Origin of the sequence: Methanococcoides sp. NM1, assembly GCF_900774285.1 — an archaeon.
In the GTDB taxonomy this organism is placed as follows: Archaea; Halobacteriota; Methanosarcinia; order Methanosarcinales; family Methanosarcinaceae; genus Methanococcoides; species Methanococcoides vulcani.
On the sequence record NZ_CAAGTW010000010.1, the window covers coordinates 50,795 to 76,205 of the forward strand.

The following is a 25,411-nucleotide window of genomic DNA, read 5'->3' on the forward strand; positions in this document are numbered from 1 at the left end:
GGAGAAACATGAAATTAAAGATCAAAGCATTATTGGTTCTCATCATTGTAGCAGCGATCTTCCAGAGCGGATGCACTTCCATAGATGAAGAAAGCTTCAATGCAGATATTGAAGGATATGCAGACCCTATTGCAGAAAATGCACTCCAGGCCATCAATGAGCAGAATTATACCAGGTTTTCCAGTGATCTGGACCCGACGATGAAAAAGGCATTCACAGAAGAGATCTTTCTGAAGTCTGCATACATAATTCAGGATGAATTGGGCAACTATACTTCTAAGGAACTACTGGAAATCAATACTGCTGAAAAGCATACTGTTGTTATATATCGGGCCAACTTCGAGAAAGAGACTGATGATGTGATATTACGGCTGATATTCGTAAATTCTGACGGGCAGGTGCAACTCCGAGGATTTTGGCTTGAATCTTCACAATTAAGAAAACGTATGGCTCTGGAACGATAAGATAAGATCTCCGGACCTTCCTACTTTTGCTCTTCTTTTTTCCTGATAAAATATCAGATCAAGCTATAAAGCCCCAGACAGGCATACAAGTATCTCATTCTAAAAATGAACAAAAAAGATGGCATCAGAAGAGAACTTCGAGTTGGAAAGGAGTGTGTGGTGTTTGTCTGTGTGTTAGGGTAGTGACTCATCAGTTGTCAAGTAACTACTCAAAGTTCTCTGCCAATGTACAATACAATGGATGCACGAATTATACTTAAGCTTTTCTATAAATAGACGAGTTTTTTGAAATATGCTTTGTTTTATAATTGCACCCATAATAAATTGCCGTTAAGCTTATAGCCAATCAAGTCTATGTGATGGTTCAGTGGCACCTGAAAATTGAAGAAATTAAGATATCAGGTACCTAATATCAAACAAAAATGGGCTCGTGGTCTAGCTGGTTATGACGTTGCCTTCACACGGCAGAGGTCGGGTGTTCGAATCTCCCCGGGCCCATCATTATCTTCCACGTCTTGTGGTAGCGTTTTTTCTAGTTGAGAGAGTCTCTGCTCCAGCGAAGCTAGGCGGGTTTCGAGGTCTGAATGGGTAGTTGGTTGTACAACCTTCAAGTCACCATCGAACTCTTCGTCTAAAAAATATATAAGCAAATGAACCCTTTAGTTATATTTTAAAATTAACTCAACTCCGGCGACAAAGGAACACTAAACCCAAATACACTACCACTACCGGGTTCACTTTCAACCCAGATCTCACCGCCGTGTAATTTTATCAATTTTTTAGCAAGGGAAAGGCCAAGGCCTGTGCCTCCAAACTGACGATTCGAAGATGATTCCACCTGTGTAAAAGGCTTGAAGAGATCGCAGTGGGAAGATTCCGGTATTCCGATCCCCGTGTCTTCAACTTTGATTACCAGACTGTCAGCATTATTTTCTGTCCGGATCATTACTGAACCGCCTTCGGGGGTGAACTTTATAGCATTGGATACCAGATTGAAAAGGACCTGGGTTAATTTTGGCCTGTCAGCATTGATGCAGATATCGTCGGCTCCAATGCTTGTGCTCAGGCAGAGATTCTTATTTTCTGCAAGAGGGGAGACAACTGCTTCTACGTCATTTAACACGTCCCTGAACAGGAATTTTTCATGCTGAAGTTCCATTTTACCAGCTTCTATCTTTGAAAGATCCAGAATATTATTGATAATGGTCAGCAAATGTTTACCACTTTTGGAGATGTTACTTACATATTTCATTTGTCTATCAGAGAGAGATCCTGCTTCACTATCAAGAAGAATATCTGAAAAACCAATAATAGAATTCAGGGGAGTTCGAAGTTCGTGGCTCATGTTAGCCAGGAATTCGCTTTTTAATGTATTAGCCGCCTCTGCTTCGTTTTTTGCATCCAAAAGGACTTTTTCTATATTCTTATGTTCACTAATATCCCTGGAAATGCTCAGAATAGCAGGCTTACCATCATATTCCATCAACTGGGCACTCATTTCCCATGGCATTTCAAAACCATCTTTTCGCAGGATTACCATTTCAAAGATGCAATTACCCATCCGGCAAACTTCTTCCACCCTTTTGCTAAAATTCGCTGCACATTCCGGAGAATACGTCTCTTTTATGTTCTTCTGCAACAACACTTCCCTGCCATAATCCAGATATTCACATGCTCTGGAATTCGCTTCAAAAATATTTCCATCCAGATCATAAAGGAAAACCGGATCATTGGAATTATCAAAAAGGGCCTTGAACTTATGCTCGGATCTTTTCAAGGCATCCTCTGCAAGTTTCCTTTCAGTAATATCGACAATAATGCCCTGGAAACGAATTGGCTTTCCGGACCTGTTCATCTCTATCAATGACGTCTCACTTACCCAGTGAGTATTAGCTTCACGATCCAGTATCCGGTATTCCTTTGTGAATTCGGTAGACCCATTTTTTATACATTCAGAAAGGCCCATAAAATAATCATCAATGTCCCAGGGATGAATTAGATCCTCATAGAGAACCTTATGGGACATGAGATCATCTGCCGAGTATCCAAACTGGGATATATTCTCTGAAACGAACTCAACGGGGAAACCGTTTCCGGAATTCCTGAGGAAGGCAACCACAGGACTATTCCGGTAGATAGACTTCAGCTCTTTTTCCTTTTTCATCAACTCCGGAGAAAATCGCAGGTGCTTTCTGTACTTGCTGCTGAGCAGGTCCATCAGACTGGTCCACATACCATTCTTTTTCATGATGGTGTTTTCCCGGTCATCCATCAGTTCAAAGATGTCTGAAGAGGAAAAGGACTCCAGAGGGCATGTGAATAAGGTCGTAAGCTCAATGTCCGAAGTTGCAGAAATGATCGATTTTCTGCATTGCCTGAGAAAAGGCAGCATTTGACCTTCGTCCGAGATCAGGTCAATATTGACCCTCAGTCCATTAAATCCACATTTAGTAGCAGATTTGTGTTTCTTTTCTATGAATTCGAGTATAGCCTTGCAAAATGCTTCAGCATCAGAAAGCAATTCCAGGTCCACAAGAACAAGATCAAAATTCGAGGAAAAGGATTTCTCGTTAATGAAGATGGTCTTTTCCTTGAAGAAAGCATCCGAATCTTCATTCTTTTTTACTCCGGGTGTTATCCAAACGCATAGATCATTGTGCTTAAATCCGGACCTTAAAAAAGACGAGACAAAATCAATTACTTTATCACCGTTTCTATATACAAGAGTAATATTTTCACCATGCGGAACGTCTGATATAGGAAGGTTCATTTTTTGTGAATATTCTTGCATGTTATTAACACCTGGATTCTGGATCATATGTATTCATAGATAGCAAAATTATGGGATCGGAAGTAAGTATTGAATTAAAACAAATTAACTTTACATACATCAAGTTCGTCTGTATTCCAGCATTTTATATAAATGTTACCCATCAAAATAAGGTATCTCAACCTTTATGCATAACGAGACGAAGATAACATTTCTGGAAGTAACTCAAATATAGCATCCCGAAATCATAATAACCCATCCAGACTATCAAACAGCTATGACCCTCTTATCAAAAAATGAACTGAGAGAGCTTGTACTTGCAACTCCACCCCTTGTAGAGAACATGATAGATATGGACACCCAGCTCCAGCCTAACGGAGTGGAGATGACACTTCAGGAAGTCAGGACCATTGAAGGATCAGGAGCTGTGGATTTTGACAATTCCGGAAGAAGGATATCAGAAGGCAGTAAGATCGAATTCGATGAGAATGACTGGATACACCTTGAACCTGGCATATACAAGGTCCTTTTGAACGAGATCGTCAACATACCAAATACACTGGCAGCCATCGCCAAACCACGCTCCAGCCTTATCCGGTGTGGAGCTACCCTTGAAACTGCTGTATGGGATGCAGGATATTGTGGAAGGAGTGAATGCATGCTAGTGGTGTACAATACCGCCGGGTTCGACCTCCAGAAAGATGCCCGCATAATGCAACTGCTTTTCTATCATCTTCACACAGAAGTGGATGAAGGCTATTGCGGAAGATATCAGCATGAGAATATCTAACATGGCAGGCAGTAGCATTCACGTAAAGAATATGTAATATAATAAGCATCTCCCCTAGCATGAGTGAAATCGGCAAATCTGTCAGGATGGAGCGTATATTCGACAGAAATACGGGAAACGCAATAATAATACCAATGGACCATGGGGTCGGTGCAGGACCAATCAAAGGTCTGATCGACATGCCATCAACTGTTAACAAGGTTGCAGAAGGCGGTGCAAATGCTGTCCTTGGTCACATGGGACTCGCAAAACACGGACACCGTGGCTATGGCAGGGATATAGGACTTATCATACACCTCTCCGGTTCCACAGCACTCGGACCTGACCCAAACCATAAGGTCCTTGTCACGACCGTTGAGGAAGCTATAAAAGTAGGCGCTGATGCGGTCTCTGTTCACATCAACGTTGGTGCGGATGATGAAGCAGCAATGCTCCAGGACCTTGGATATATCGCAAAGAAATGTGACGAATGGGGAATGCCTCTTCTCGCAATGACATATCCCAGAGGTGCAAAGGTTGAATCCGAACTTGATGTAGAATACGTGAAACACGCAGCAAGGGTTGGTGCCGAACTTGGTGCTGACATCGTCAAGACAAGCTACACAGGTGACCCTGTATCTTTCAAAGAGGTCATTGATGGCTGTCCGGTTCCTGTAGTTATTGCAGGCGGTCCTCAGATGGACACCGAAAAGGAGTTACTCGAAATGATCTATGATGCACTTCAGGTCGGCTGCAAGGGTGTCGCAATGGGCAGGAACGTATTCCAGTCCGACAATCCAACCAGGCTTGTCACTCGTATCTCAAAGGTCGTCCATGGTGGAATGACTGCAGACGAAGCCATGGAAGACTGAAATAGGAGAATTCACATGCCGGAACTTCCGGCACTTATTATTTCTTTTTTAAAGATTTTCTTAATATCAACGATTTTGCAAGATAGCGGAAGCTTTCGCATGTTCCAGTGATAGTAAAAATATCATTTAAGGGAATAGATGAGATTCAAATGATAAGTAAAGAATTGCATTTGAGAAATCATATTTGATGAAAAGGTAAGAATTATAGCAAGATCGGTGATGGAATAACCAACAAAATCAGTTAGTAGTGGTGGTACAATATGATTTTCGATCTTGCTTAACAAATACAATATATTAATAACTATATATAATTTTCGAAATTGTTCTTTGTTTTGCATGTGACAAAAATAAATGCAAAATATTAGACTGATCAATGCAATATGTGATTACTTGAATAAATCGTAAAAATAAGCAGTTTGAAAATAAAAACTTAAAGCTAGAAGCTTTAGTAATAAGTAAAAATGAAAAGTAATAGCAAGACCGTGATGGAATGACCAATAAAAAATCAGTTTGTGGTGGTGGTGGTACGATATGATTTTTTTCGGTCTTGCCTAAATATTACTATGAGTTAGTAACTATATAAAGATGTTGCTAGTCATCATAATAATAATGAGATTTTATTATTGAACATACATTATTCCAAACTCAGAACGTTCCCTTTATAGACACAAATTTATATGTGGAAAGTGCGTTAATCAAAAATAGAAACCAGCCAACATATTGAAAAATATATAAATGAACTCGGGTTTCAGATATTCCCATTGCATAAAAACAGGAAATATCGATAATATAGCATATTATCATCCCCAACAATATGATCGCGAACTTATGAGGATCTATCATGGACAGGTATGAACAGGTAATTGAACTGGCAAAAAGACGAGGTTTTTTGTGGAACTCCTTTGAGCTGTACGGAGGGGCTGCAGGTTTTTACGATTACGGACCTCTTGGAAGTACTTTAAAACGCAGGATCGAGCAGATCTGGCGTGAACTCTATGTGATCCATGAAGGGTTCATGGAGATCGAAACGCCTACAATTGGCATAGAAGATGTTTTTGTTGCATCCGGTCATGTCGGAGGTTTTTCCGACCCACTTTGCGAATGTAAAGAATGTGGTGAAGCATTCAGGGCAGATCACCTTGTTGACAAGATAGTAGAAATTGCAGATGCTTTGAGCAACGAGGAACTTGACAGGCTGATCAAAGAGAACAATATTGGGTGCCCCGAATGTGGCGGTGAACTTGGTGAGGCTTATGAGTTCAACCTGATGTTCAAGACAAGTATTGGCCCGGGCACAGGAAGACAGGGCTACATGCGTCCTGAAACTGCACAGGGAATGTTCGTGAATTTCCAGAGATTGTCACGATACTATCGTGAAAAGCTGCCCTTCGGTGCAACCCAGATCGGAAAATCCTACCGTAACGAGATCTCACCAAGACAGGGAGTGATAAGACTTCGTGAATTTACACAGGCAGAAGCAGAGATATTCACCCATCCGAAAGAAAAGACCCATCCAAACATTGGAAGGTTCGAAGATGTTACATTAAATCTCTACTCAGATGAAGCACAGCAGAAGGGCGTTATCGAACAGATGGCCGTCAGGGAAGCCATCGACAGGAAGATCATCGCACATGAGTTCCTGGCATACCACATTGCACTTACAAACAACTTCCTGCAGCGTGTAGGTATTGCTGCTGACAAGCTCAGGTTCAGGCAGCACCAGAAAGATGAGATGGCACACTATGCTATTGATTGCTGGGATGCTGAGATATTGACAGACAGGTTCGGCTGGATAGAGGTCGTTGGTATTGCAGACAGGACAGACTATGATCTGATGGCACATGCAAAAACAAGCGGCACAGAACTTGTGGTCCATATCGAATACGATGAGCCGAAGATGATAGAGCAGTTCGTGGTCAAGCCCAACATGGCCAAAATGGGACCTCTGTTCAAAGGAAAGGCAAAAGCTGTTGCCGATGCACTTAAAGAATTAAGCTCCGACGAACTTGACAAGGAGGAGATCAAGGTAACCGTTGGTGGTGAGGAGTTCACAGTTCCTTCTGAGATCATATCCTATGCACAGGAAACTGTCAAGGTCAGCGGTGAAAAGATCGTACCGCATGTCATCGAACCATCCTATGGTATTGACAGGATCCTCTACTGCACCATGGAACATGCTTTTGAAGAAGAAATGGTCGCTGCCGAAGGCGAGGAAGAGGAAGAGGAAAGGATAGTCCTCAGGTTCCAGAATGAGGTCGCCCCTGTGCAGGTAGCGATCCTGCCACTGCTTACAAGAGAAGAACTAATGGATCCTGCAAAGCAGATAGCAGAAAAGCTTCGAAACAGAGGATTGCTTGTAGCCTATGATGACTCAAGAGCTATCGGTCGCCGTTACCGCAGGAACGATGAGATAGGCACCCCATATTCCATAACCATCGATTACGATACTCTCGAGGATAATTCCGTGACAATTCGTGACCGTGACACAATGGAACAGGTCAGGGCTCCAGTAGATGGCATTGAAGATGTAATATACGACCTTGTCTATGGAAAGAAGGACTTTGAGACCGCAGGTGTGAAGCTGTAAATACTTTCACACCGCTTGCCTCATATTTAATAAGGTTAAGAACGTAATTGCATCAAGCAACTTTCAGACCTATAACGAATATGAGCAACTACATCAAACACCCCTTGGTCAAACCAGATACTATAGAACAAAGGCTCTATCAACTTGACCTTGCCGGAAAGGCACTATCAGCACCAACACTGGTAGTGTTGCCAACCGGTCTGGGCAAGACTATCGTTGCTCTCCTTGTTATTGTTTCCAGATTGGAAAAGGCCGGCGGGAAGGTGCTGATCCTTTCCCCCACTAAACCACTCGTTGAGCAACATGCTTCTTTTTTAAAGGCTGCCCTTAACATACCCGAAGAAGAGATACTGACATTCACAGGTGCAGTTTCCCCTGAAAACCGGGCAAAGCTCTGGGAAAAGGGACGGGTGATCATCTCAACACCACAGGTCATCGAGAACGACATCCTCACAAAGAGAATAAGCCTCGAGGATATTTCACACATCACTTTTGACGAGGCACACAGGGCTGTTGGTAATTATGCTTACACTTACATTGCTGAGAGATATTTCCAGGACGCCAAAAACCCGCATTGTCTTGCGATCACTGCAAGCCCGGGAAGTACCGATGAGAAGATCAGTGAGGTCTGCAACAACCTCTTCATAAGTTCAGTTGCCATAAAAACAGAATCCGATTCTGATGTTGCCCCATATATTCACAAAAAAGAGATCGAGTGGAAGCACGTCATACTACCGGATGAAATGAAGGAGCTGAAGAAGCTTCTGGACAAAGTGCTTGATGACAGGTTCAAGAAACTTGGAGAACTTGGATATTCACTTCCATACGGGAAGAATGCTTCAAAGAGGGATCTGCTGGGCCTGCAGAAAAAGTTGCAGGGCGAACTGAGAGGTATGACCGATCCTGCAGTGTTCAGTGCATTATCCATACTTGCCGAGATCATGAAAGTAAATCATGCTGTGGAGATCATTGAAACACAGGGCATCGAATCCCTTTCAAAATATGCTGACAGGCTGGAGAACGAAGCCACCTCAAAGAGCGGAAGCAAGGCTGCAAAACGTCTTTCTGAAGACCTCTACATGAGACAGTTCTACCACAGGATAAAGGAATGCAGCACCGAACATCCAAAACTTGCGGTTGTTAGTGATATTGTTTCAAAGGAACTCAAAGACAAACCGGATTCCCGGGTTATTGTCTTTACAAATTATCGTGACACCTCTGAGATGGTAACAAATGCCCTTTCCGAAATGGAAGGAATACGACCTATCAAGTTCGTAGGACAAAGCTCAAAGTTCCGCGACAAGGGGCTCACCCAAAAACAGCAGGTGGAGATAATCGAGAAGTTCAAGGCCGGAGAGTATAATGTCCTTGTAGCAACCTCAGTGGCTGAAGAGGGACTCGACATACCTGCAACCGACCTTGTACTGTTCTACGAACCGGTGCCCTCCGAGATAAGGAGTATACAGAGAAAAGGGCGTACAGGCAGGAAACATGAAGGAAGGGTTGTCGTCCTTGTGACCAAAGGCACACGGGATGAAGCATATTACTGGAGCTGTACCCATAAGGAACGCCGGATGCAGAGCAATATGCAACAATGGCAGGACAAAATGTCCTCTGATAATGGGAATCAGGATATTACAAGTGAATTTGGAGTCAGCCAGAAGCAGCAGACAGGACTCTCTGATTTTACAGATGATGACGTGACAGTTGTCCTTGACCAGAGGGAGATCCGAAGCACTGTTGCACGAAACCTTGAGAAGATGGGGATTAATATCGTTGTCAAAACCCTTGAGGTCGGAGATTATATCGTCAGCGACAGGACAGCTATCGAGCGTAAGAGTGCGGAAGATTTTGTGAGTAGCCTGCTTGACAGGGACCTTTTCAGGCAGATATCTGACCTTGCAGGAGCCTATGATAAGCCCATACTGATAATAGAGGGAGAAGGCTTGTTCACTTCCAGAATGCTTAATCCAAATGTAATACACGGAACCCTTGCATCCCTTGTGCTGGATTTCGGCGTCTCTGTGCTATACACACGAGATCCTGAAGATACAGCATCCCTGATCAGCATCCTGGCAAAAAGGGAACAGGTTGATGAAAAGCGAGATATCAGTGTGCACGGAAAGAAGTCATCAATGTTACTCTCACAACAGCAGGAATATATTGTGTCCTCCATTAGTGATATCGGCCCCAATGCTGCGAAGAATCTGCTCGAACATTTTGATACAGTCGAAAATATTATGAAAGCCGAGCAGGATGAATTGACCAAAGTCAGGAACATCGGACCAAAGACCGCATCAAAGATGAGGGAAATTCTCACAAGTGAATATAAAGGATAAAAGGCGAGCAGGGCCAGAATTACCCTGCATCCGGTTAAAACATATTGATTTCTATTTTTATTGGCCTGATCAACTCCAATCTATTAGACTGAGATTTACATCAGCCAGGCCATTCAATTAAGCCTTTCAAGGATATCAAGGCATTTTTCCATAATCTCAAGATACTCCCTGATCCTACGAGGGTCATTCTCGGATTGAATGAGACTTGCGATGGACTCTAACTTCATTTTCAGCATATCAGCAACTGAACCCATGCCTTCCACGTGTTTAATTGGCGATGTCGGCACAGATTCCGACCGGACATCAGGAAAAGCAAAAGAGATTGGGACTTGATCTGCCGGAAGTTGTCCTGCAGGTTCTGAAAATGTTGTGGCTCCCTGAACTGCAGCCTTCTGTGGAACTGTGGATGCTTCTGGCCTCATCATTTGTTCCTGTGAATCCATATCCGTGCCAACGCCTTCACCCTGGCAGAGAGGACAAAGGACATCACCGTGATACCTGAACATAGGAGCTCCACATGTTGTGCAGTGCTGTGCAAGCATTGTGCCACCAAGTTCCAGTAGTCTTGATATCTGTTTTATTTTATCATCACTATCGCTCATTTATTCACCTTTTCACTTACTCCATGAATGAAAGTCTTTTTATAGGATATAATTGTTAGGGATACTACAGCATTGATTCTTATTTTATATCATTAAACCATTTTAAGGTGATCCAAATGTTAGGAGCCAGCCAACCTGAAGACGTCATTAAGCAATGTACACAAGTGTTAGAACACATCGCAAACGATAATTCAGTTCCAAGGAATATCAGACGTTCAGCAAATGAGATCCTTGCAACATTGAACAACGAAGCAGAGCCACTTTTCCTTAGAACATCATCCAGCATATCAATACTGGAAGACATCAGCAACGACCCAAACATCCCGTTGCACACAAGAACCCTTATCTGGAATGTTGCAAGCCAGCTTGAAACAATTCCTGTAGACGATTAATATCAAAACTACCCACGATCAGTGGGAAGAGATCCGGTCTGATAATTCAGACCAAACTTATCCTTTTATTTTATGCATCTTGTAGCTTACATGCTGTTCCCGAACGTAAGTATAATAGCCATTGATAACTTTTTATGCATGAAATTACGATTACTAACGACGATCATTACTATAAATTAAAAGAGATTTTACTATGAAATTCGATCCTGAAGCCATAAGGAAAGCAACCAAAGAAGACTTTGATGCTACATGGAAAAATGGGAAGGACCTTGTTCACAGAGCAGGTCTGAACCAGCAGTACCCACACACCTCATTCAATTTCGGAAAAGCACATCCGGTCTATGATACAATATCAAAGCTCAGAGAAGCCTATATGCGCATGGGCTTTGATGAGATGATGAACCCACTAATTGTGGATGAGCGTGACGTTCACAAGCAGTTCGGCCACGAAGCACTGGCAGTCCTTGACCGCTGTTTCTACCTGGCAGGATTACCAAGACCAAATGTCGGCATCTCCGACCAGAGGATCGCAACAATAAAAGAGATGCTTGGAGGCATTGATGATGACGGTATCGAAATCATCAGGAAAGTTCTCCATTCATATAAGAAAGGAGAAATTGAAGGAGATGACCTTGTCCCCGAGATTGCCCTTAAACTTAATGTCTCAGATTCACTTGTTGTCGAAATGATCGATCAGGTCTTCCCGGAATTCAAGGAACTTACCCCCCAGGCCACCAGGAAAACACTTAGAAGTCACATGACATCCGGATGGTTCCTTTCCCTTTCAGGGATACTGGAACGTGCAAGACCCCCATTCCACTTCTTCTCAATTGACCGTGCTTTCCGGAGAGAGCAGCAGGAAGATGCATCAAGGCTCATGACATACTATACCGCATCATGTGTGATCATGGACGAAGATGTCACAGTGGACCATGGAAAGGCAGTTGCACAGGGACTCCTGTCCCAGTTTGGTTTCGAAAAGTTCCTTTTCAGGCCTGATGAGAAGAGAAGCAAATATTATGTCCCTGACACACAGATCGAAGTATTTGCATACCACCCAAAACTTGTGGGCTCAAATACAAAATACTCCGATGGATGGATAGAGATCGCAACCTTTGGGATCTATTCACCAACCGCTCTTTCAGAGTACGACATACCATACCCGGTCATGAACCTGGGACTTGGTGTTGAAAGGCTCGCCATGATCCTTCACGACTCCACTGACCTGCGTGCCCTGACATATCCACAGATCCCACAGTATTCCGAATGGACCCTGAAGGACGGAGAACTGGCAAAGATGATATTTGTAGATAAGTTGCCTGAAACCACCGAAGGTCAGGAGATCATGGACAGTATCGTTGAGCAATGCGAACTCCACTCATCAGAACCAAGCCCATGCGAATTTGACGCCTGGGAAGGATCGATCAACGGAAAGAAGGTCAAAGTATCCGTAGTGGAGCCTGAAGAGGATACAAAGCTCTGCGGACCGGCAACATTCAATGAAGTACTTGTCTATGAGAATGACGTTCTAGGACTTCCCAACAACAAGAAATGGAAGAAGGCTTACGAGAACCACTCTGCAAGAACAGGTGTAAGGTTCCTTGATGCTTTTGCCGCACAGGCAGCCCGGGAGATCGAAGAAGCTGTTGAGAACGGCGAGAGTACAGTGGAAACCCGCGTCAGAATCGTCAAGGTACCATCCGAGATCAACATAAAGCTCGACCCGCTTGCCCAGAGATATATAACAGGCAAGAACAAGAAAATTGACATCCGCGGACCTGTCTTCACAACTGTCAGGGCAGAGATCGAATAAAAACAAAATCATTTGTAAGAGGAAATATGTTCACAGAGATCGCAAAGCTCATGGATAAAGGTGAGCCCGTCTGCATAACCTTTGAAAATGAAGGATCAGGAGAAGAATACGACCTCCTGTACTGTGAACTTATTACAAAAGCACGCGAGGGAGAGGCATTCCTTGCATCTTCCCAGCAGTGCCCTCCAGGGAAATATGTTCTCGGAGTTTCTGAAGACAAGCCGGATGGCTATTACCTCAAGTCCGGCCGTTATGTTGACAAAAAAACTGCTGCCAACGCAACTTCTTCTCTCCCAAGGGTCAACAGGGAATATGACCACATAAAGATAGAGCCATTGTCAAAGAACAATGGTCACTTTGATGTGATGATACTCTACCTGATACCTGAAAAAGCTATGAGAATAGTTCAGGCTATGGCATATAACGATGGAGAGCGTTTGTGCATCGATACATTCGGTGCAGCTTCCATATGCGGAGACTGCACAGCTCTTGCATACGAAAAAGGGATCGGATTGTCCTACGGCTGTAAAGGTTCCCGCAAGCACAGTAGCTATAGTGATAATGAGATACCCATAGGCATACGCTTTGACAAAGCTGAAAAAATAGAAAAGGGATTGAGAAACATCCCTGAAACAAGAAATTGATCAAACCTTAATGTACTTCGATCCAGCTTTCTTTATGTAATTTCATAAAACTTAACGTGCTTCGTAGAAGCACATATCCTCAGCGACCACACGAGTTTCTTTTCCAATCTCGTTGGAAAGTACCTTGCTTATGCGGGCAATGCCTTTGGTCTGGAGCTGAAGTCGTATCATCATGGTCTCATGCTCTTCAAAGAACATATCGCTTCCAGTTATGGTCCTGTGCGTTGACAACTGGTGCTTTATCACTTTTGCAATAATACCTGTGCTGCCACGTATCAAATCCTGTATGGTTGTGTGAGTAAGAAATACATTATCACCCACGTTTACATTTAAAGCTGTGAAAAAATTCTGAGGTGTACGTATCTCGATCGTGCGCAACTGATGGTCCTTCAACTCAGAGATCGCTGAATCCGATATACCCGTAAGTGCGACGTATTCCATTTTGATCACCCGTACATTGGGAACTCTTTTCTTGGTATTGTTGACTGTTCGGTTGTGCGAACATCTTCAGCAAGCTTCTGCATCTCAACCTCGATCTTCTCTGCCTGCTCAATAAGGTCCTGCGTATCTATCGAAAATCCATAAAGGGAATTCAGAACATCTACAACTACTGCCGCTGCCCTTGGATCCGGGTTCTGGGTCTTGGTTGCTCCAAGAAGACTTATGGCCGGCAGATTATGCATGAAACATTCTGCCATGACACTACCGGAAATTCCGGAGATCGTACCCATCTGGAAGATCTCTACCTTTTCTTTGATCCTTTCCAGCATTTCCTCATTGGTCGCTGCACCAAAGACCTTGTTATCCTCCCCCATAGTAGCAATACCTGCGATAGAGACAACCTCCTTCACACCTACAGATTTTGCCCAGCCGACAAGTGCCTTGCTGACATCATAAGAAACAGAAGGATTGATAGGGATATCTGAAACCACCATCACTATGTTATGTTCCTCACTCTCATATATCCTGACCGGCATGTTGACAAGACCCTCATACAGAACAGCTATAGGAGGGAAATATCTGGATTCAATGGAACCGATATATTCCATGTCCAGTTCTTCGATAATTTGCTGGCTGGCAATATTGCCTACAAGACCTATTCCTGGAAAACCTTCGATCAATATCGGCTCTTTTGATCTTACAGGTTTTGTTATGATCTCTACATCGATCGCATCATAATCATCTGTTTCTGACAAAAAAATCACCCTCTATAAAATGTAACCCCATCACTATTCAGTTCGTATACTTTACACTTATTAGATAATTGGAGATTCTCATAGATAAGAACATCGTTATTAGACCGGAGAACGACATACATAAGACCGATGATGACAAAATGCATTCAAAGAATGGAGAAATGATCATGGAAAGATCCATACAATATTTCGATGATGTCGGCAAACAGAACACCGACGATGTTGTGAAGGTAGTTGCTGAAAGAGCAGAAGAACTGGGGATAAAATATATTGTTCTTTCGAGTACAGAAGGTCATACAGCCCTGAAGATGGCAGAAGAAGTAAAGGGCAAAGACATTAAGATCATTGCTATAACCCACCAGTACGGACTCCGCGAGGATGGAAACTGGGAAATGGACGAAGGCAACCTGAAGAAACTTCAGGACATGGGCGTTCTGGTCACCACACAATCACACATGTTCTCAGGAGTGGAACGTGCGATCTCAAAGAGACTGGGCGGTGCAAGCCGTGCAGATGTTATCTCTGACACACTGCGTGCAGTCTTCGGAAAAGGTTTCAAGGTCGCCCTGGAAGTCGTGATGATGGCTGCAGATTCTGGCCATATCCCGGTCTCAAAGGATACCGAAGTAATAGCCATCGGAGGAACACGCCAGGGTGCTGATGTAGCGCTTGTGGTGAGACCCGCACATTCACAGAACTTCTTCAATTTGCAGGTTCGCGAGATCCTAGCAATGCCACGTGCAAAGGAAGAACCAAAATAAGATTGAAACAGATTGAAACAGAATCAGATTAAGATTTAATCAAGTTAAAATACGTATTACATTTAAGGCATCTTTAGAGATGCCATATTCTTTTTATAGTCGACCTTCTTGTCCAACTTATTCCACATTCGCTTCTTCGTCTTCATCCTTCTCGACAGGATTGTTGTTTCCGGAAGCAAACCTTGATGGTCCTGATGCCTCTTTTTTGAAACTTGAAGCAGCTTTCAGGTTCATTGCTGTAAAAGCTACAATGAGCACGAAGGCAAGAATTGCAATACCGATTACAGTTAAAGCATCCATGTAATTAAAAAAAATAAGTGTCGAAAAGACACTTACTGTGGCTTTTCGTACAATGCGATCTTTGTCATCAGGACACCTTTCTTTGAGTGTGCCTGCCTGAAGACAGAGTCGTTTGCTTTCTCGATCTCACGTGCGTCGATTGCAAGCTGTGCTGCTGCGCGCATCATTTCATGACCGGTAGCAGTTGTGAGTGTGACCTGTTCGATCTCCTTCATCATGAAGCATGCAGGGAAGTTGATCTGTGCGACCTTGTCAGCCATGTGGAGTGCTGCAAGTGCTTTTGCCTTTGCGTATGGGTTGTTGAAACCTGCGCGCTCGATGCACTTCTCTGGCTTTGCGAGAATGTGTGGAAGCTCAAGGTCCTTTCCGGACTTGCCTTCATCGACCTGTGCGGCAACTGCATCAAGTTCTTCCTGGATCATCCTGACAACACCACAGGTTGAAAGGACCTTCATTGCGTCAGAGTTGAAAGAAGCCATCTCTACAGCATCAAGGAACTCTGTCTTTGCACCGATAAGTGGGTCTACGGTCATTACGATGTAACCGAAGCCTGCGTCTTGAAGTGCCTGTCTGTCATCTTTCTTGGTAGGACCATCGGAGATCACGATGCATGGAACGTCCTTGTACAGCTCACGTGCAGCGGTTGGACCTGGTGCACTTGAGTTAGGGCTGATCATGACATAGAAATCAGCACCCCATTCCTTGAATGCTTCTGTCTCTGCAGCTTCTGCTTTACCCATCTTAGGACCAGTTCCGAAAACACGTACACTGATACCTTCTCTTGCTGCGATCTCGTCCTGAACAAGGTCAATGACCTGACTCATACCAAGATTACCTAATTTAATAAATCCTATTTTTGCCATAGTAGATCACATTACTGCAAGTACGGATTAGGATATAATATTTTTGATTATTTCCACAAGACCCTGAGATGAGAATACATCGATTTCACAAAAATAAAGCGAAGTTTTCGAAAGCACATCAAGTATGTACTTTGCTAGTTTTAAAAATAAATAGAGAAGAGGAAATATAGAGCAACTGTTTTATCCCTTATACGATCCCATATAGTGTATATTATGTTAGTATTTGGATTAACGATCTGTTTCAGAAGGCATATCCTACCCGAAAAGCTTAAAAGTAATGTAGGGAATTGTACTTCAATCTCAGTACATCCCATTATTACTGATCTGTAATCAGGATTTTAAAGTTTCAGGTATGGTCAAGTGAATTCCAGCAATAATATTTCTCAGAAAAGATATTCTAAACTGATCGTTTTTGATATGGATAGTACGCTCATCGATGCAGAAAGTATTGATGAACTTGCACGTGCTGCAGGCGTTGTGGACAAGGTTTCTGTTGTTACAGAAAAAGCAATGAATGGCGATATCGACTATAATCAGGCTTTAAAGGACAGAGTCATACTTTTGAAAGGATTGAAGCTGGAAACTGCACAGGAAGCAATGAGGTCTATGAAACTCATGCCGGGTGCAGAAGAACTTGTAAAACATGTAAAGTCCCTGGGATTCAAAACAGCAATGCTGTCAGGTGGCTTCACGCTATCAACTGACAGGGTTGGTGAACTCCTTGGTATAGATTACGTATACTCGAATGTGCTCGCTGTAAAGGACGGATACCTTACAGGCGAGGTCAGTGGTCCAATGACAGATAATTGCTCCAAAGAAGTGGTCTTTGAAAAGATCGCAAAGGAGATCGGTTTTGAAACCTCTGATTGCATCGTTGTTGGTGATGGTGCCAACGATATTTGCCTCTTTAAACGAGCAGGATGTGCAATTGCATTTAATCCAAAACCAATTCTGCGCCAATATGCAGATGAGGTTGTTACCCAAAAAGACCTCAGGGCAATAATTCCGATCATAGATTCACTTGATCTGGATTAAAGTCCTACGTATCGTGCATTAGAAATGCATGAAATGCCAGCTTTTTTGCTGGAGCGGGAGGATATATAGAATATGTTGAAAGAATTGAACACCAAAAGGCAGGATCTTAAAACTGCATCTGAAGAAGCTAAAGAAAAGAGAAATGGATTGAACGCTGAAGCAAGCACTCTGGCTGCAAAGCGCAATGATCTCAACAAGCGCACAAAGGAACTCATCAACGAAGCACAGGAATACAAGAAGCTCCGTGACGAGAACAATGAGCAGGTTAAAGAGAACAAGGCAAAGCGTGACGAGATCAATGCCAAGGCCAACGAAGTATTTGCAAAGGTCGATGCATTACGTACCGCACACAATCTTACCGGTCCATCCATCAAGGATATCAGAAAAGATATTGACCGTCTTGAATTCACACAGCAGACAGAAGTGCTGACACCAGGCAAGGAAAAGGAACTGGTCAACAAGATCACAGAGCTTCAGAAACTCTATGTCGTTAAGCAGGAACAGCTCGAGAGCAACACAGAGCTTAAGACCCTATTGACAGAAGCACAGGAGATTCGCGACGAAGCATCACAATTCCACAATGTTCTTTCAGAATACGCACAGAAAGCACAGGAATATCATGACAAGATGATCTCCACTTTCAAGGAAGCCGACAAGATGCGTGCAGAATCTGATGTTGCTCACAAACAGTTCGTCGAGTTCCAGGAGAAGGCTGATGAACAACACAAGTTATTCATTGCAGCACAGAAAGAGATCAGGGATATCGATAAAGAAGTTCGCAAGATTAGGAAAGGCGAAGACACTGGCAGGAAGGTCGCATCCATGGAAGAAGTGAGAAAAGATGCAGAAGACATCTTTGACAAGTTCAAGTCAGGTCAGAAGCTCACCACAGAGAACCTAATGACCTTGCAGAAATCCGGTCTGCTTTAATCGAAAATTTGGCAACATCGAGGGTGGTTATTCACCCTCAATTTATTCTAACATTCATTGGACCGATTCGGTCCGGCTTTTTATGGAATTAATACAAAATAGCAATAGCTATGCCCTTTTTATCAGAATTTAGATCTATAAGATAAATCAATCCAGGACGATACGCCCGAATAAATAAATAAATAAATAAATAAATAGAATCTACCGTTACTATTTCTAACTCAAAGAATCTCTTGAACAAATAAATTCAGTCGAATTTATGCAGCTTCCTGAAATTTGAATCCCTCATAAGGCAGGTTCCACCATTATAGGTAGAATCCTTACGGATTTTGCGCCAGACATCGGAAAGCTTGTCATCGTGAATATTTCCAAAGGACAGAGGAAGGCACGAACAGGGGAATATGTCACCTTCTGGAGTTATGTGAAGCCACTTTCTTCCTGCAAAGCATCCCATCTTCTTTAGTACATGAGGGATTGGGAATACCTTAGGACCATCCATGTTCTCAGTATGCTTCACGAAATCGTCGAACTTCCTGTGATCCTCTGCACTCATCATCTCATCCAGACGGTTCATCCAGCGTCCCGTAGGGACTATCTCGAAGAAAGAGATCTCATGGACACCAAGATCTGTTGCTATTTTGTAGAAATCATCCAGTTCATCTATGTTTCTTGGAGATATGACCACATAGATATTCACGAGCAAACCAGCATCAAGTGAATTCTTAACAGCACCAATGGCATCCTTGAACACACCCACTCGCCCTCGCATAGTGTCATGTCCTTTTTCGGTAGAACTGTCAAGGCTTACGCTCAACATATCGAGTCCTGCCTCTTTAAGGGAAATTGCACGCTCTTTTGTCAGCCCCACACCCGAAGTGAACATTCCGGTAGTAGCAAGGTCCCGATCAACATAGCTGATAAGCTCCTCAAGCCCCTCATAGACAAGCGGTTCGCCACCATCAAAGACAATAAAGGTCGAGCCCATATCGAGAACCTGATCAATTGTACTTTTGACATCCTCAGCAGACAACGAAGACCTGTTCAGAGTATCAGGAAGAGCACAGTGTATACAGTTATTGGGACAATCCTCAGTGATGGAAATTGTGACCTGTTCCGGAACCATCTTCCCACGTATGTAACCCATCTGACTTGATACCAGGCGATCAAAGGCCTTGCTGGGTATAGGGGGCATCCACGTAGAAAAAACAAGCTCGTTCTCTTTTACCAATGCAGGTCTTTGTCCTTCAAAAAGATCCAGCATCTCAGAAGTCAGTGGTTTGATAGCACGTGATGCAACTCCTGAAGTATGCATCCTGACAATTCCATCTTCGATCGTGGCATAGACCTTGTAAAAGGGATTTTTGTAAAAATAATACCTCTTGTCATTTACCATAAGATCACTTGTTCCTCAATAAGGCCCTGTAAGCCAGAAGGGACTTCGGATTCTTCTTTAGCATAAAAAGACCAAGCTGCATTGACCTGTGGAAAGAAGTACCTGAAAGGAAAGAGAAATCCACGCCTTCGAACGTCTTTATAAGATCGTCTATCTCAGGGTCTGTCATTTTACGCAGTGTTTCCAGACCTATACGGCCAAGCAGGTACTCTGCCTTGTATTCGGCATTCCACCTCTTACGATACTCAGAAAGAAACTTTGCCGATACGTTACCTTTTGCAATAGCTTCTGCAGCTACATCACCACACATCTGTCCTGCATGCATACTATATCCTATACCGGACTGTCCTGCAGCCCCTCCGACCAGCATCACACCATCGGTCAGCATCTGTTTGGGTATAGTGATAATAGGATCTCCACCTACATATCTTTCAAGGACAGTAAGTTCATCAAGACCTTTTATTTGCTTGAATTTTTCAACCCATCTTTCAAAGAATGGAGATACATCCTTCCCATGCCGCCTTACATAAACTCCAAGAGTGGCAAGGTTTCCCCCACATGGAGAATAAGTGGATTTCCAACCAGGGCAATGATTTCCAACATAATATTCGAACATATCAGGCTCACCAATGCCTTCGGCCTCTACAAATGCTTCCATTGCCCATGCAATGTCATTGGGATACCTCATTGGCTTGAGTCCAAGCAAACCGGCCATCTTTGAATTGATGCCATCGGATACGATCACCAGAGAACAGGATAAAACGCCATCCGAGGTACTGAGGTTCATGACACCATTGCTTCTGAAGACACTACTTACCTCAACACCCATACGAAGCTCTGCTCCGGCGTCCATGGTCTGGTTTGCATAATATTCATCGAACTTCAACCGGTCGAGGAAATACGCAGGACTCTCGATAGCAACCCTGCCACCGGAAGGAGCGATTAGGTAAGCACCCTTCATGTTCTTTATCACATAGCTCTGGTCAACAGGCTCTTGCGACCTGTCGAACATACCCTTGAAAAAAGTATTAGCAGGATGTGTAGGATGGCCTATTATCTCCTTTTTATCTACAACGAGCACCTTTGCTCCTTTTCGGGAAGCATTCCTTGCTGCCATCAGACCCGCCGGAGAAGCACCTATTACAATTATATCTGCATCCATTTAAAGAACCTCCGATCACCACAGGATACCTGCATAAGATGTTAAAACTATAGAGAGCACTACATCGACTATCAGGGAACCGAACATGAAACCCCTGTATCTTGAGCCCTGCAGGAATAGCCTTCCACCACGTTGTGGAAGAGGATTTTTAACAAAGTCGAATGCCTGCATTATCATCCAGATACCGGAAAGAATTGCTCCTACAAAGAAGATCGGACCAAGATGTGCGGTTATACCAATGGCAAAGGATGAAAGAATGCCCACAGACCAACATATGAAGACGAACTTTGATGTCGCAGGAACCCCAAATGTCACCGGGAATGTTGGTGCACCTTTTGCACGATCACCCTCTACATCCCTGGATACTCCGGAAAGCGTGAAACCCCAGTCAGCCACACACATCATTATGAAAAAGAATATACCAGGCAATGGCAGGATAACACCATCGCTACCCCGAAGTATCCCGGCAGGATCGAACGCAAGCCAGATACCTACAGGAACAAGACCGTATGCTATACCAACGGGCACAAAACTCAGGAATGTGAGCCTTTTTGCCAGCCTGGAATAGATACTGATAGTAAGAACTGCAATAACCAGAACCATAAATGATTCAGGGTTCAGGTAGAATGCTGCAACTGCGGCAATTAAGAATAGAATAAATGCATATGTAAGACCCTGTTTTTGAGACAGCTGCGATGAAGCAAGTGGCCTGTCAGGAAGATTTATTTGATCAATGTCCACATCACAACAATCGTTGTACACATAGGAACTTGTGATAGCTGCATATCCACCAATAACAGCAATTATGAAAGGAATGAGCGGAGGAAGGGCAGAAGTTGCCAGATATGATGCAAGTAGAGCACTTGCTGCCGGAAGGGCAAAATCCATATCCGATATTTCCGGCCTTAATAGTTCTAAGTATGGATTACGTGTCTTTGATCCTGTTATTGATACCAAATGAATCACCATTGAATGATATCTTCAAATTTTATGCTTATAAAAAGTGACAGATCAGTCTTTAATATCTGCGATCTGTCCCAGCTTTTCGAACAGAGGATGTTCAAGTCCTTCTTCTTTAATAAATGTAAACTTTGCCTCTGGATTTAACTCGATAAGAGCAATAGTGTTCTCAAGAGCCTTTCCAAGAGATTCAGTATCCAAAGTGCTGATCACTTCTGCATTGAAAGGATACACTTCAGCAAGCTCAGCAGGGAATGCACCAAATGGTGCTTTGAAGATCAGGTCATTATCATACCCTTTGAGATCTTTCTTTGAAGCTGGCCTGATGACAGCAGAACCCGTTATAGTGAAACGCTCAAGCTTATTGGAAAAGCGAAGTACTTCGGGCCTCTGTGAAGACTCCGGACCACAATAGAAGAATGTGGACTTTGATGCCGGGTCATATTTCTCGATCCAGTCGGAATAGGAATACATCTTTTTTAGTGCTTCCAGCATTCTTGGATGAGTGCGACATCTTTGTTCCACAAGTTCCAGAAGATTACCCTCCTTAATGGATTGCTTGACAAGACGCATTTCCTCAAATGTAACATAAAGATTATGCCTTGCGAGAAGTTCACTGCAATTATCAGCTTTCCTTACCTCTTCTGCTGTATGGGATATACATACAGGACAGGAGCATGGAAGATAGCTCAGGTTATCAATGTGATATGTGCCGTTGGAAGTTATATAACGCCTGTCCTTAGCGTACAATGCATAAGCAGCGGAATCAAAAAGATCACAACCAAGTGCTACTGCAAGTGCAAACATCATTGGATGTCCGGCACCAAAAAGGTGTACAGGCACTGTTGGGTCCAGTCCTTTCTTTGATGATACGATCACATCGACAAGATCTGCATATCGATAGGATTCCATCAATGGAACTACTGCACCGATAGGATAGACATCGAACTTGTGTTCCCGAAGATCCTCTGCACACTTCTGGCGAAGGTCAGTATAAGTAGAACCCTGCACTGGACCTGCTAAAAGCATCTCATCATTGACCATTCCACGTGCTTCTTTTAAGCGTTCAAGAGTGGTCTTAAGTTCGGATTCCGCACGATTGCGTGAAACATCAGGTGGCGTAGGAATATCCAAAGGGACACCTATGTCAGAGCCAATCGTTTTCTGGAACTCGATAATCTGCTCATTGGTTACATCGATATCACCGTAGACAGAAAGCTGGAATGAGCCAGAATCTGTCATTATGGGGCCGTCATAATCAAGGAGAGAATGGAGGCCGTCTTTTAGCGCCTTTTCGCGCAGATTGTCCTTGCGTAATATGATATACGAATTGGTAATTAGCATCTGGGCACCGAAACCTTTCATCTCGGAAGGTTTGATGACCTGAAGGTTCGGATTGATTACAGGCATGACGGTAGGAGTTTCCACAACACCATGCGGTGTTTTCAGTTTCCCGATACGTCCTGCAGCATCTTTATGGGTTATCTCGAATATCGATGACATTTGAGCATTAGATATTGGCTGATATTATATATTTGTATTTCATGGAAGCCCCGTGAAATACAAGGTCATATCTGTTCAAAATCCAGACCTGCATAATTAATTTGCCAGAATTTCCAACACTTTTTCAAGTGTATCGGCCAATTCAGGTCCTTTTACCCTCAGATCCTTGTTCTTACTTATACCAAGATCCGTCACCAGAATATGACGATGTACTTTAAGGCCTGAAAGTTCAAGAGCCTTCTTTGTACAGTTGAGAGGACAGCCATCGATCGCTATAATACGATCACAGCCTTCTGCCGACCTGAGAAGACCGGTCACCTGACCTCCGATACCAACAGCACACATCATCTTACCAACTCCTTTTTCGGTCAGTTCAATAGCAAGCTGATTGGAAAGTTGTCCTACGTTAGAAGCACCGGAACATGAGAACAATGCTCCATTAGTAGAGTCACAAGCACATTTGATATATTCTGCCATAATAATACACTCCGACATTACTGCATTAGCCATTCCTTTACTTTATCTTCGGAAGGGATCTTTCCTGCGATCTTAACATCCCCATCTATAACCAGGGCCGGAGTGACCATTACACCGTAATCCAATATTTTATCGATATCCTCAACCTTAATAATCTCAGCATCGATGTTGTTTTCGTTAACTAACTTTTGCACTATTTCTTTCACTTTGTTGCATTTCGCGCAACCTGATCCAAGAACTTCTATTTTCATCTTTGAACCTCACTTTTTAATTATGTTTGGACATGACTTATGTTTATTGAAATTACGCTATGAACATTCCGTAAGCAAATCCCGAAATGGTAGCAATGACAACGATCAGGGAAATGTAAACCGATGCTTTCTTTGCACCAATAATTCTGCTAATGACTATCATGTTTGGAAGACTTAAGGCAGGACCTGCCAGAAGCATTGCAAGAGACGGACCTTCACCCATTCCAAGTATAGTCAGTGCACTGATTATAGGCACTTCAGTTAAAGTTGAGAAATACATCAGTGCTGCAGATGTTGCTGCTATGAAATTAGATGAGATGGAATTACCACCTACAAATTCTACAACGTATTCCTTTGGAAGTATCTCAACAATGATACCTGCAAAGAAAACTCCCAGAAGCAATAAAGGAGTGATCTGTTTGACAAGGAACCAGGTTTCACTCATCCACTCACCAAGCTCTTCTTTTGTAAACCACTTTCTTGAGAAGTAGATAGTAACCAATATGAGTGCTAACATTATAACCCCCATATACAGATCTGTGGAAATCAGTTCAGGTGTTACAAGTATGGCCAGCAGCAAGATGAACAGATATGCACTATTCTTATGTTCATCAGCTCCGAATGTCTTTATGCCTTTACTCTCGCCAGACAATTTTTTCTCAAATATAAGTGCCATTGACAAACCAACCACAATAGAGAGAAAGATTGCAATTGCGGCACGGGCTGCACCAAGGTCATAACCAAGGATCTTGGCAGTATAGACGATAGCCAGAATGTTAATCGCAGGTGCTGAAAAGAGGAAAGTACTTGCAGGACCAATACCCGCACCTCTTTTATAAATTCCTGCAAACAGAGGTAGGACCGTACAGCTACATACTGCCAGCAAACAGCCTGAAACAGCAGCTACAGTATATGATACATAGCCCGGTGCATCCGCTCCAAATAACTTCAATACAGATTCCTTTGAGAACAGGGATGCTATAGCACCTGCCAGGAAAAATGCAGGAATCAGACATAGCAATACATGAAATGCAAGATAGTTCTGAACTGATTCCAGACCAGCATTCATAAGGTATAGTAAATAATCAGGCGACATAATTTCAAATAATGTTGAAATACTATATAAACTTGCCCATTTCAATTTTTATTGAAATTGTTTGTTTGAAAAAAGAAATATCTGCTAAGCACTTTGAATCTATAAATTGTAATCATGAATAAAAACATATCAGAACAGCAAAGTGAAAACTATTGAATTAAAATCAGTTAAAGAAAAAGGGTAATAGAGTGAGCACAGCAGCGACGCAGATTTCCCGAGGACTCTCGTACCT

The 25,411-nt window shown here is 43.0% G+C and carries 24 protein-coding genes and 1 tRNA gene; 12 read left to right on the forward strand and 13 right to left on the reverse strand.

The features are described from left to right. The first annotated feature begins 8 nt into the window (after positions 1 to 8). Positions 9 to 464 (forward strand): DUF3887 domain-containing protein, encoded by a 456-nt coding sequence (locus tag E7X56_RS10335; RefSeq protein WP_135606680.1) that lies wholly within the window; start codon positions 9 to 11, stop codon positions 462 to 464. A gap of 424 nt (positions 465 to 888) precedes the next feature. Further along, positions 889 to 962: transfer RNA gene (locus E7X56_RS10340), tRNA-Val, on the forward strand. Positions 963 to 1,140: 178 nt separating this feature from the next. Here E7X56_RS10340 and E7X56_RS10345 read toward each other — a convergent pair. Beyond that, positions 1,141 to 3,255 (reverse strand): ATP-binding protein, encoded by a 2,115-nt coding sequence (locus tag E7X56_RS10345; RefSeq protein ID WP_167879522.1) that lies wholly within the window; start codon positions 3,253 to 3,255, stop codon positions 1,141 to 1,143. A gap of 256 nt (positions 3,256 to 3,511) precedes the next feature. Between E7X56_RS10345 and E7X56_RS10350 the strand changes: the two genes are divergently transcribed. From E7X56_RS10350 to E7X56_RS10365, 4 genes are all read left to right on the forward strand, one after another. Then, positions 3,512 to 4,024: a deoxyuridine 5'-triphosphate nucleotidohydrolase gene (locus tag E7X56_RS10350; protein WP_135606682.1), complete on the forward strand. Its 513-nt coding sequence runs from the start codon at positions 3,512 to 3,514 to the stop codon at positions 4,022 to 4,024. A 59-nt stretch (positions 4,025 to 4,083) separates the two neighbouring features. Further along, positions 4,084 to 4,875, forward strand: a complete 792-nt coding sequence (locus E7X56_RS10355) for a 2-amino-3,7-dideoxy-D-threo-hept-6-ulosonate synthase (protein WP_135606683.1) — start codon at positions 4,084 to 4,086, stop codon at positions 4,873 to 4,875. An 841-nt stretch (positions 4,876 to 5,716) separates the two neighbouring features. Then, positions 5,717 to 7,462: a glycine--tRNA ligase gene (gene glyS, locus E7X56_RS10360; RefSeq protein ID WP_135606684.1), complete on the forward strand. Its 1,746-nt coding sequence runs from the start codon at positions 5,717 to 5,719 to the stop codon at positions 7,460 to 7,462. Positions 7,463 to 7,542: 80 nt separating this feature from the next. Continuing rightward, positions 7,543 to 9,801 (forward strand): DEAD/DEAH box helicase, encoded by a 2,259-nt coding sequence (locus tag E7X56_RS10365; protein ID WP_135606685.1) that lies wholly within the window; start codon positions 7,543 to 7,545, stop codon positions 9,799 to 9,801. Positions 9,802 to 9,914: 113 nt separating this feature from the next. Here the strand turns inward: E7X56_RS10365 and E7X56_RS10370 are convergent, their stop codons facing one another. Then, on the reverse strand, positions 9,915 to 10,403 hold the full coding sequence (locus tag E7X56_RS10370; protein WP_135606686.1) for an Sjogren's syndrome/scleroderma autoantigen 1 family protein: 489 nt from the start codon (positions 10,401 to 10,403) through the stop codon (positions 9,915 to 9,917). Between the two features lie 116 nt (positions 10,404 to 10,519). Between E7X56_RS10370 and E7X56_RS10375 the strand changes: the two genes are divergently transcribed. The 3 genes from E7X56_RS10375 to E7X56_RS10385 all read left to right on the forward strand — a co-directional run bounded on the left by E7X56_RS10375 (position 10,520) and on the right by E7X56_RS10385 (position 13,252). After that, positions 10,520 to 10,795, forward strand: a complete 276-nt coding sequence (locus tag E7X56_RS10375) for a UPF0147 family protein (protein WP_135606687.1) — start codon at positions 10,520 to 10,522, stop codon at positions 10,793 to 10,795. A 193-nt stretch (positions 10,796 to 10,988) separates the two neighbouring features. Next, on the forward strand, positions 10,989 to 12,608 hold the full coding sequence (gene sepS, locus E7X56_RS10380; protein ID WP_135606688.1) for an O-phosphoserine--tRNA ligase: 1,620 nt from the start codon (positions 10,989 to 10,991) through the stop codon (positions 12,606 to 12,608). A gap of 26 nt (positions 12,609 to 12,634) precedes the next feature. Beyond that, positions 12,635 to 13,252 (forward strand): DUF169 domain-containing protein, encoded by a 618-nt coding sequence (locus E7X56_RS10385; protein WP_135606689.1) that lies wholly within the window; start codon positions 12,635 to 12,637, stop codon positions 13,250 to 13,252. A 51-nt stretch (positions 13,253 to 13,303) separates the two neighbouring features. Here the strand turns inward: E7X56_RS10385 and E7X56_RS10390 are convergent, their stop codons facing one another. After that, complete coding sequence (locus E7X56_RS10390) at positions 13,304 to 13,693, reverse strand: DUF473 domain-containing protein (protein ID WP_135606690.1); 390 nt, start codon at positions 13,691 to 13,693, stop codon at positions 13,304 to 13,306. A gap of 5 nt (positions 13,694 to 13,698) precedes the next feature. Continuing rightward, on the reverse strand, positions 13,699 to 14,448 hold the full coding sequence (locus tag E7X56_RS10395; protein ID WP_135606691.1) for a proteasome assembly chaperone family protein: 750 nt from the start codon (positions 14,446 to 14,448) through the stop codon (positions 13,699 to 13,701). Positions 14,449 to 14,615: 167 nt separating this feature from the next. Here E7X56_RS10395 and E7X56_RS10400 point away from each other — a divergent pair, with 167 nt between their 5' ends. Next, positions 14,616 to 15,209: a pyruvate kinase alpha/beta domain-containing protein gene (locus tag E7X56_RS10400; protein WP_135606705.1), complete on the forward strand. Its 594-nt coding sequence runs from the start codon at positions 14,616 to 14,618 to the stop codon at positions 15,207 to 15,209. 117 nt (positions 15,210 to 15,326) lie between these two features. Here the strand turns inward: E7X56_RS10400 and E7X56_RS10405 are convergent, their stop codons facing one another. Continuing rightward, positions 15,327 to 15,509 carry a hypothetical protein gene (locus E7X56_RS10405; RefSeq protein WP_135606692.1) on the reverse strand — a complete coding sequence of 61 codons (183 nt, stop codon included), beginning with the start codon at positions 15,507 to 15,509 and terminating at the stop codon, positions 15,327 to 15,329. A gap of 32 nt (positions 15,510 to 15,541) precedes the next feature. Beyond that, the gene (locus tag E7X56_RS10410) at positions 15,542 to 16,372 is read right to left on the reverse strand and encodes a F420-dependent methylenetetrahydromethanopterin dehydrogenase (RefSeq protein WP_135606693.1); all 831 of its coding nucleotides are present in this window, start codon (positions 16,370 to 16,372) and stop codon (positions 15,542 to 15,544) included. Positions 16,373 to 16,789: 417 nt separating this feature from the next. On the opposite strand from E7X56_RS10410, the gene serB reads away from it, so the two are divergent. Together serB and E7X56_RS10420 are read left to right on the forward strand one after the other, a co-directional pair. Continuing rightward, a complete protein-coding gene (gene serB, locus E7X56_RS10415; RefSeq protein WP_244603496.1) occupies positions 16,790 to 17,407 on the forward strand; it encodes a phosphoserine phosphatase SerB in 618 nt (205 codons plus the stop codon). A 72-nt stretch (positions 17,408 to 17,479) separates the two neighbouring features. Further along, positions 17,480 to 18,337, forward strand: coding sequence for a coiled-coil protein (locus tag E7X56_RS10420; RefSeq protein WP_135606695.1), 858 nt, complete (start codon positions 17,480 to 17,482; stop codon positions 18,335 to 18,337). A gap of 247 nt (positions 18,338 to 18,584) precedes the next feature. Here E7X56_RS10420 and E7X56_RS10425 read toward each other — a convergent pair whose 3' ends face one another. The 7 genes from E7X56_RS10425 to E7X56_RS10455 form a co-directional block, all read right to left on the reverse strand. Further along, positions 18,585 to 19,730, reverse strand: coding sequence for a radical SAM protein (locus E7X56_RS10425; RefSeq protein ID WP_135606696.1), 1,146 nt, complete (start codon positions 19,728 to 19,730; stop codon positions 18,585 to 18,587). Between the two features lie 4 nt (positions 19,731 to 19,734). After that, on the reverse strand, positions 19,735 to 20,892 hold the full coding sequence (locus E7X56_RS10430) for an NAD(P)/FAD-dependent oxidoreductase (RefSeq protein ID WP_135606697.1): 1,158 nt from the start codon (positions 20,890 to 20,892) through the stop codon (positions 19,735 to 19,737). 15 nt (positions 20,893 to 20,907) lie between these two features. Continuing rightward, positions 20,908 to 21,849: a UbiA family prenyltransferase gene (locus tag E7X56_RS10435; protein WP_210409270.1), complete on the reverse strand. Its 942-nt coding sequence runs from the start codon at positions 21,847 to 21,849 to the stop codon at positions 20,908 to 20,910. A gap of 54 nt (positions 21,850 to 21,903) precedes the next feature. After that, positions 21,904 to 23,355 carry a tRNA guanosine(15) transglycosylase TgtA gene (tgtA, locus tag E7X56_RS10440; RefSeq protein ID WP_135606699.1) on the reverse strand — a complete coding sequence of 484 codons (1,452 nt, stop codon included), beginning with the start codon at positions 23,353 to 23,355 and terminating at the stop codon, positions 21,904 to 21,906. A gap of 96 nt (positions 23,356 to 23,451) precedes the next feature. Further along, a complete protein-coding gene (locus E7X56_RS10445) occupies positions 23,452 to 23,832 on the reverse strand; it encodes a putative zinc-binding protein (protein ID WP_135606700.1) in 381 nt (126 codons plus the stop codon). Between the two features lie 17 nt (positions 23,833 to 23,849). Continuing rightward, entirely contained in the window at positions 23,850 to 24,083 is a 234-nt protein-coding gene (locus E7X56_RS10450) for a thioredoxin family protein (protein ID WP_135606701.1), read from the reverse strand. Between the two features lie 52 nt (positions 24,084 to 24,135). Next, the gene (locus E7X56_RS10455; protein ID WP_135606702.1) at positions 24,136 to 25,179 is read right to left on the reverse strand and encodes a permease; all 1,044 of its coding nucleotides are present in this window, start codon (positions 25,177 to 25,179) and stop codon (positions 24,136 to 24,138) included. Between the last annotated feature and the right edge of the window lie 232 nt (positions 25,180 to 25,411).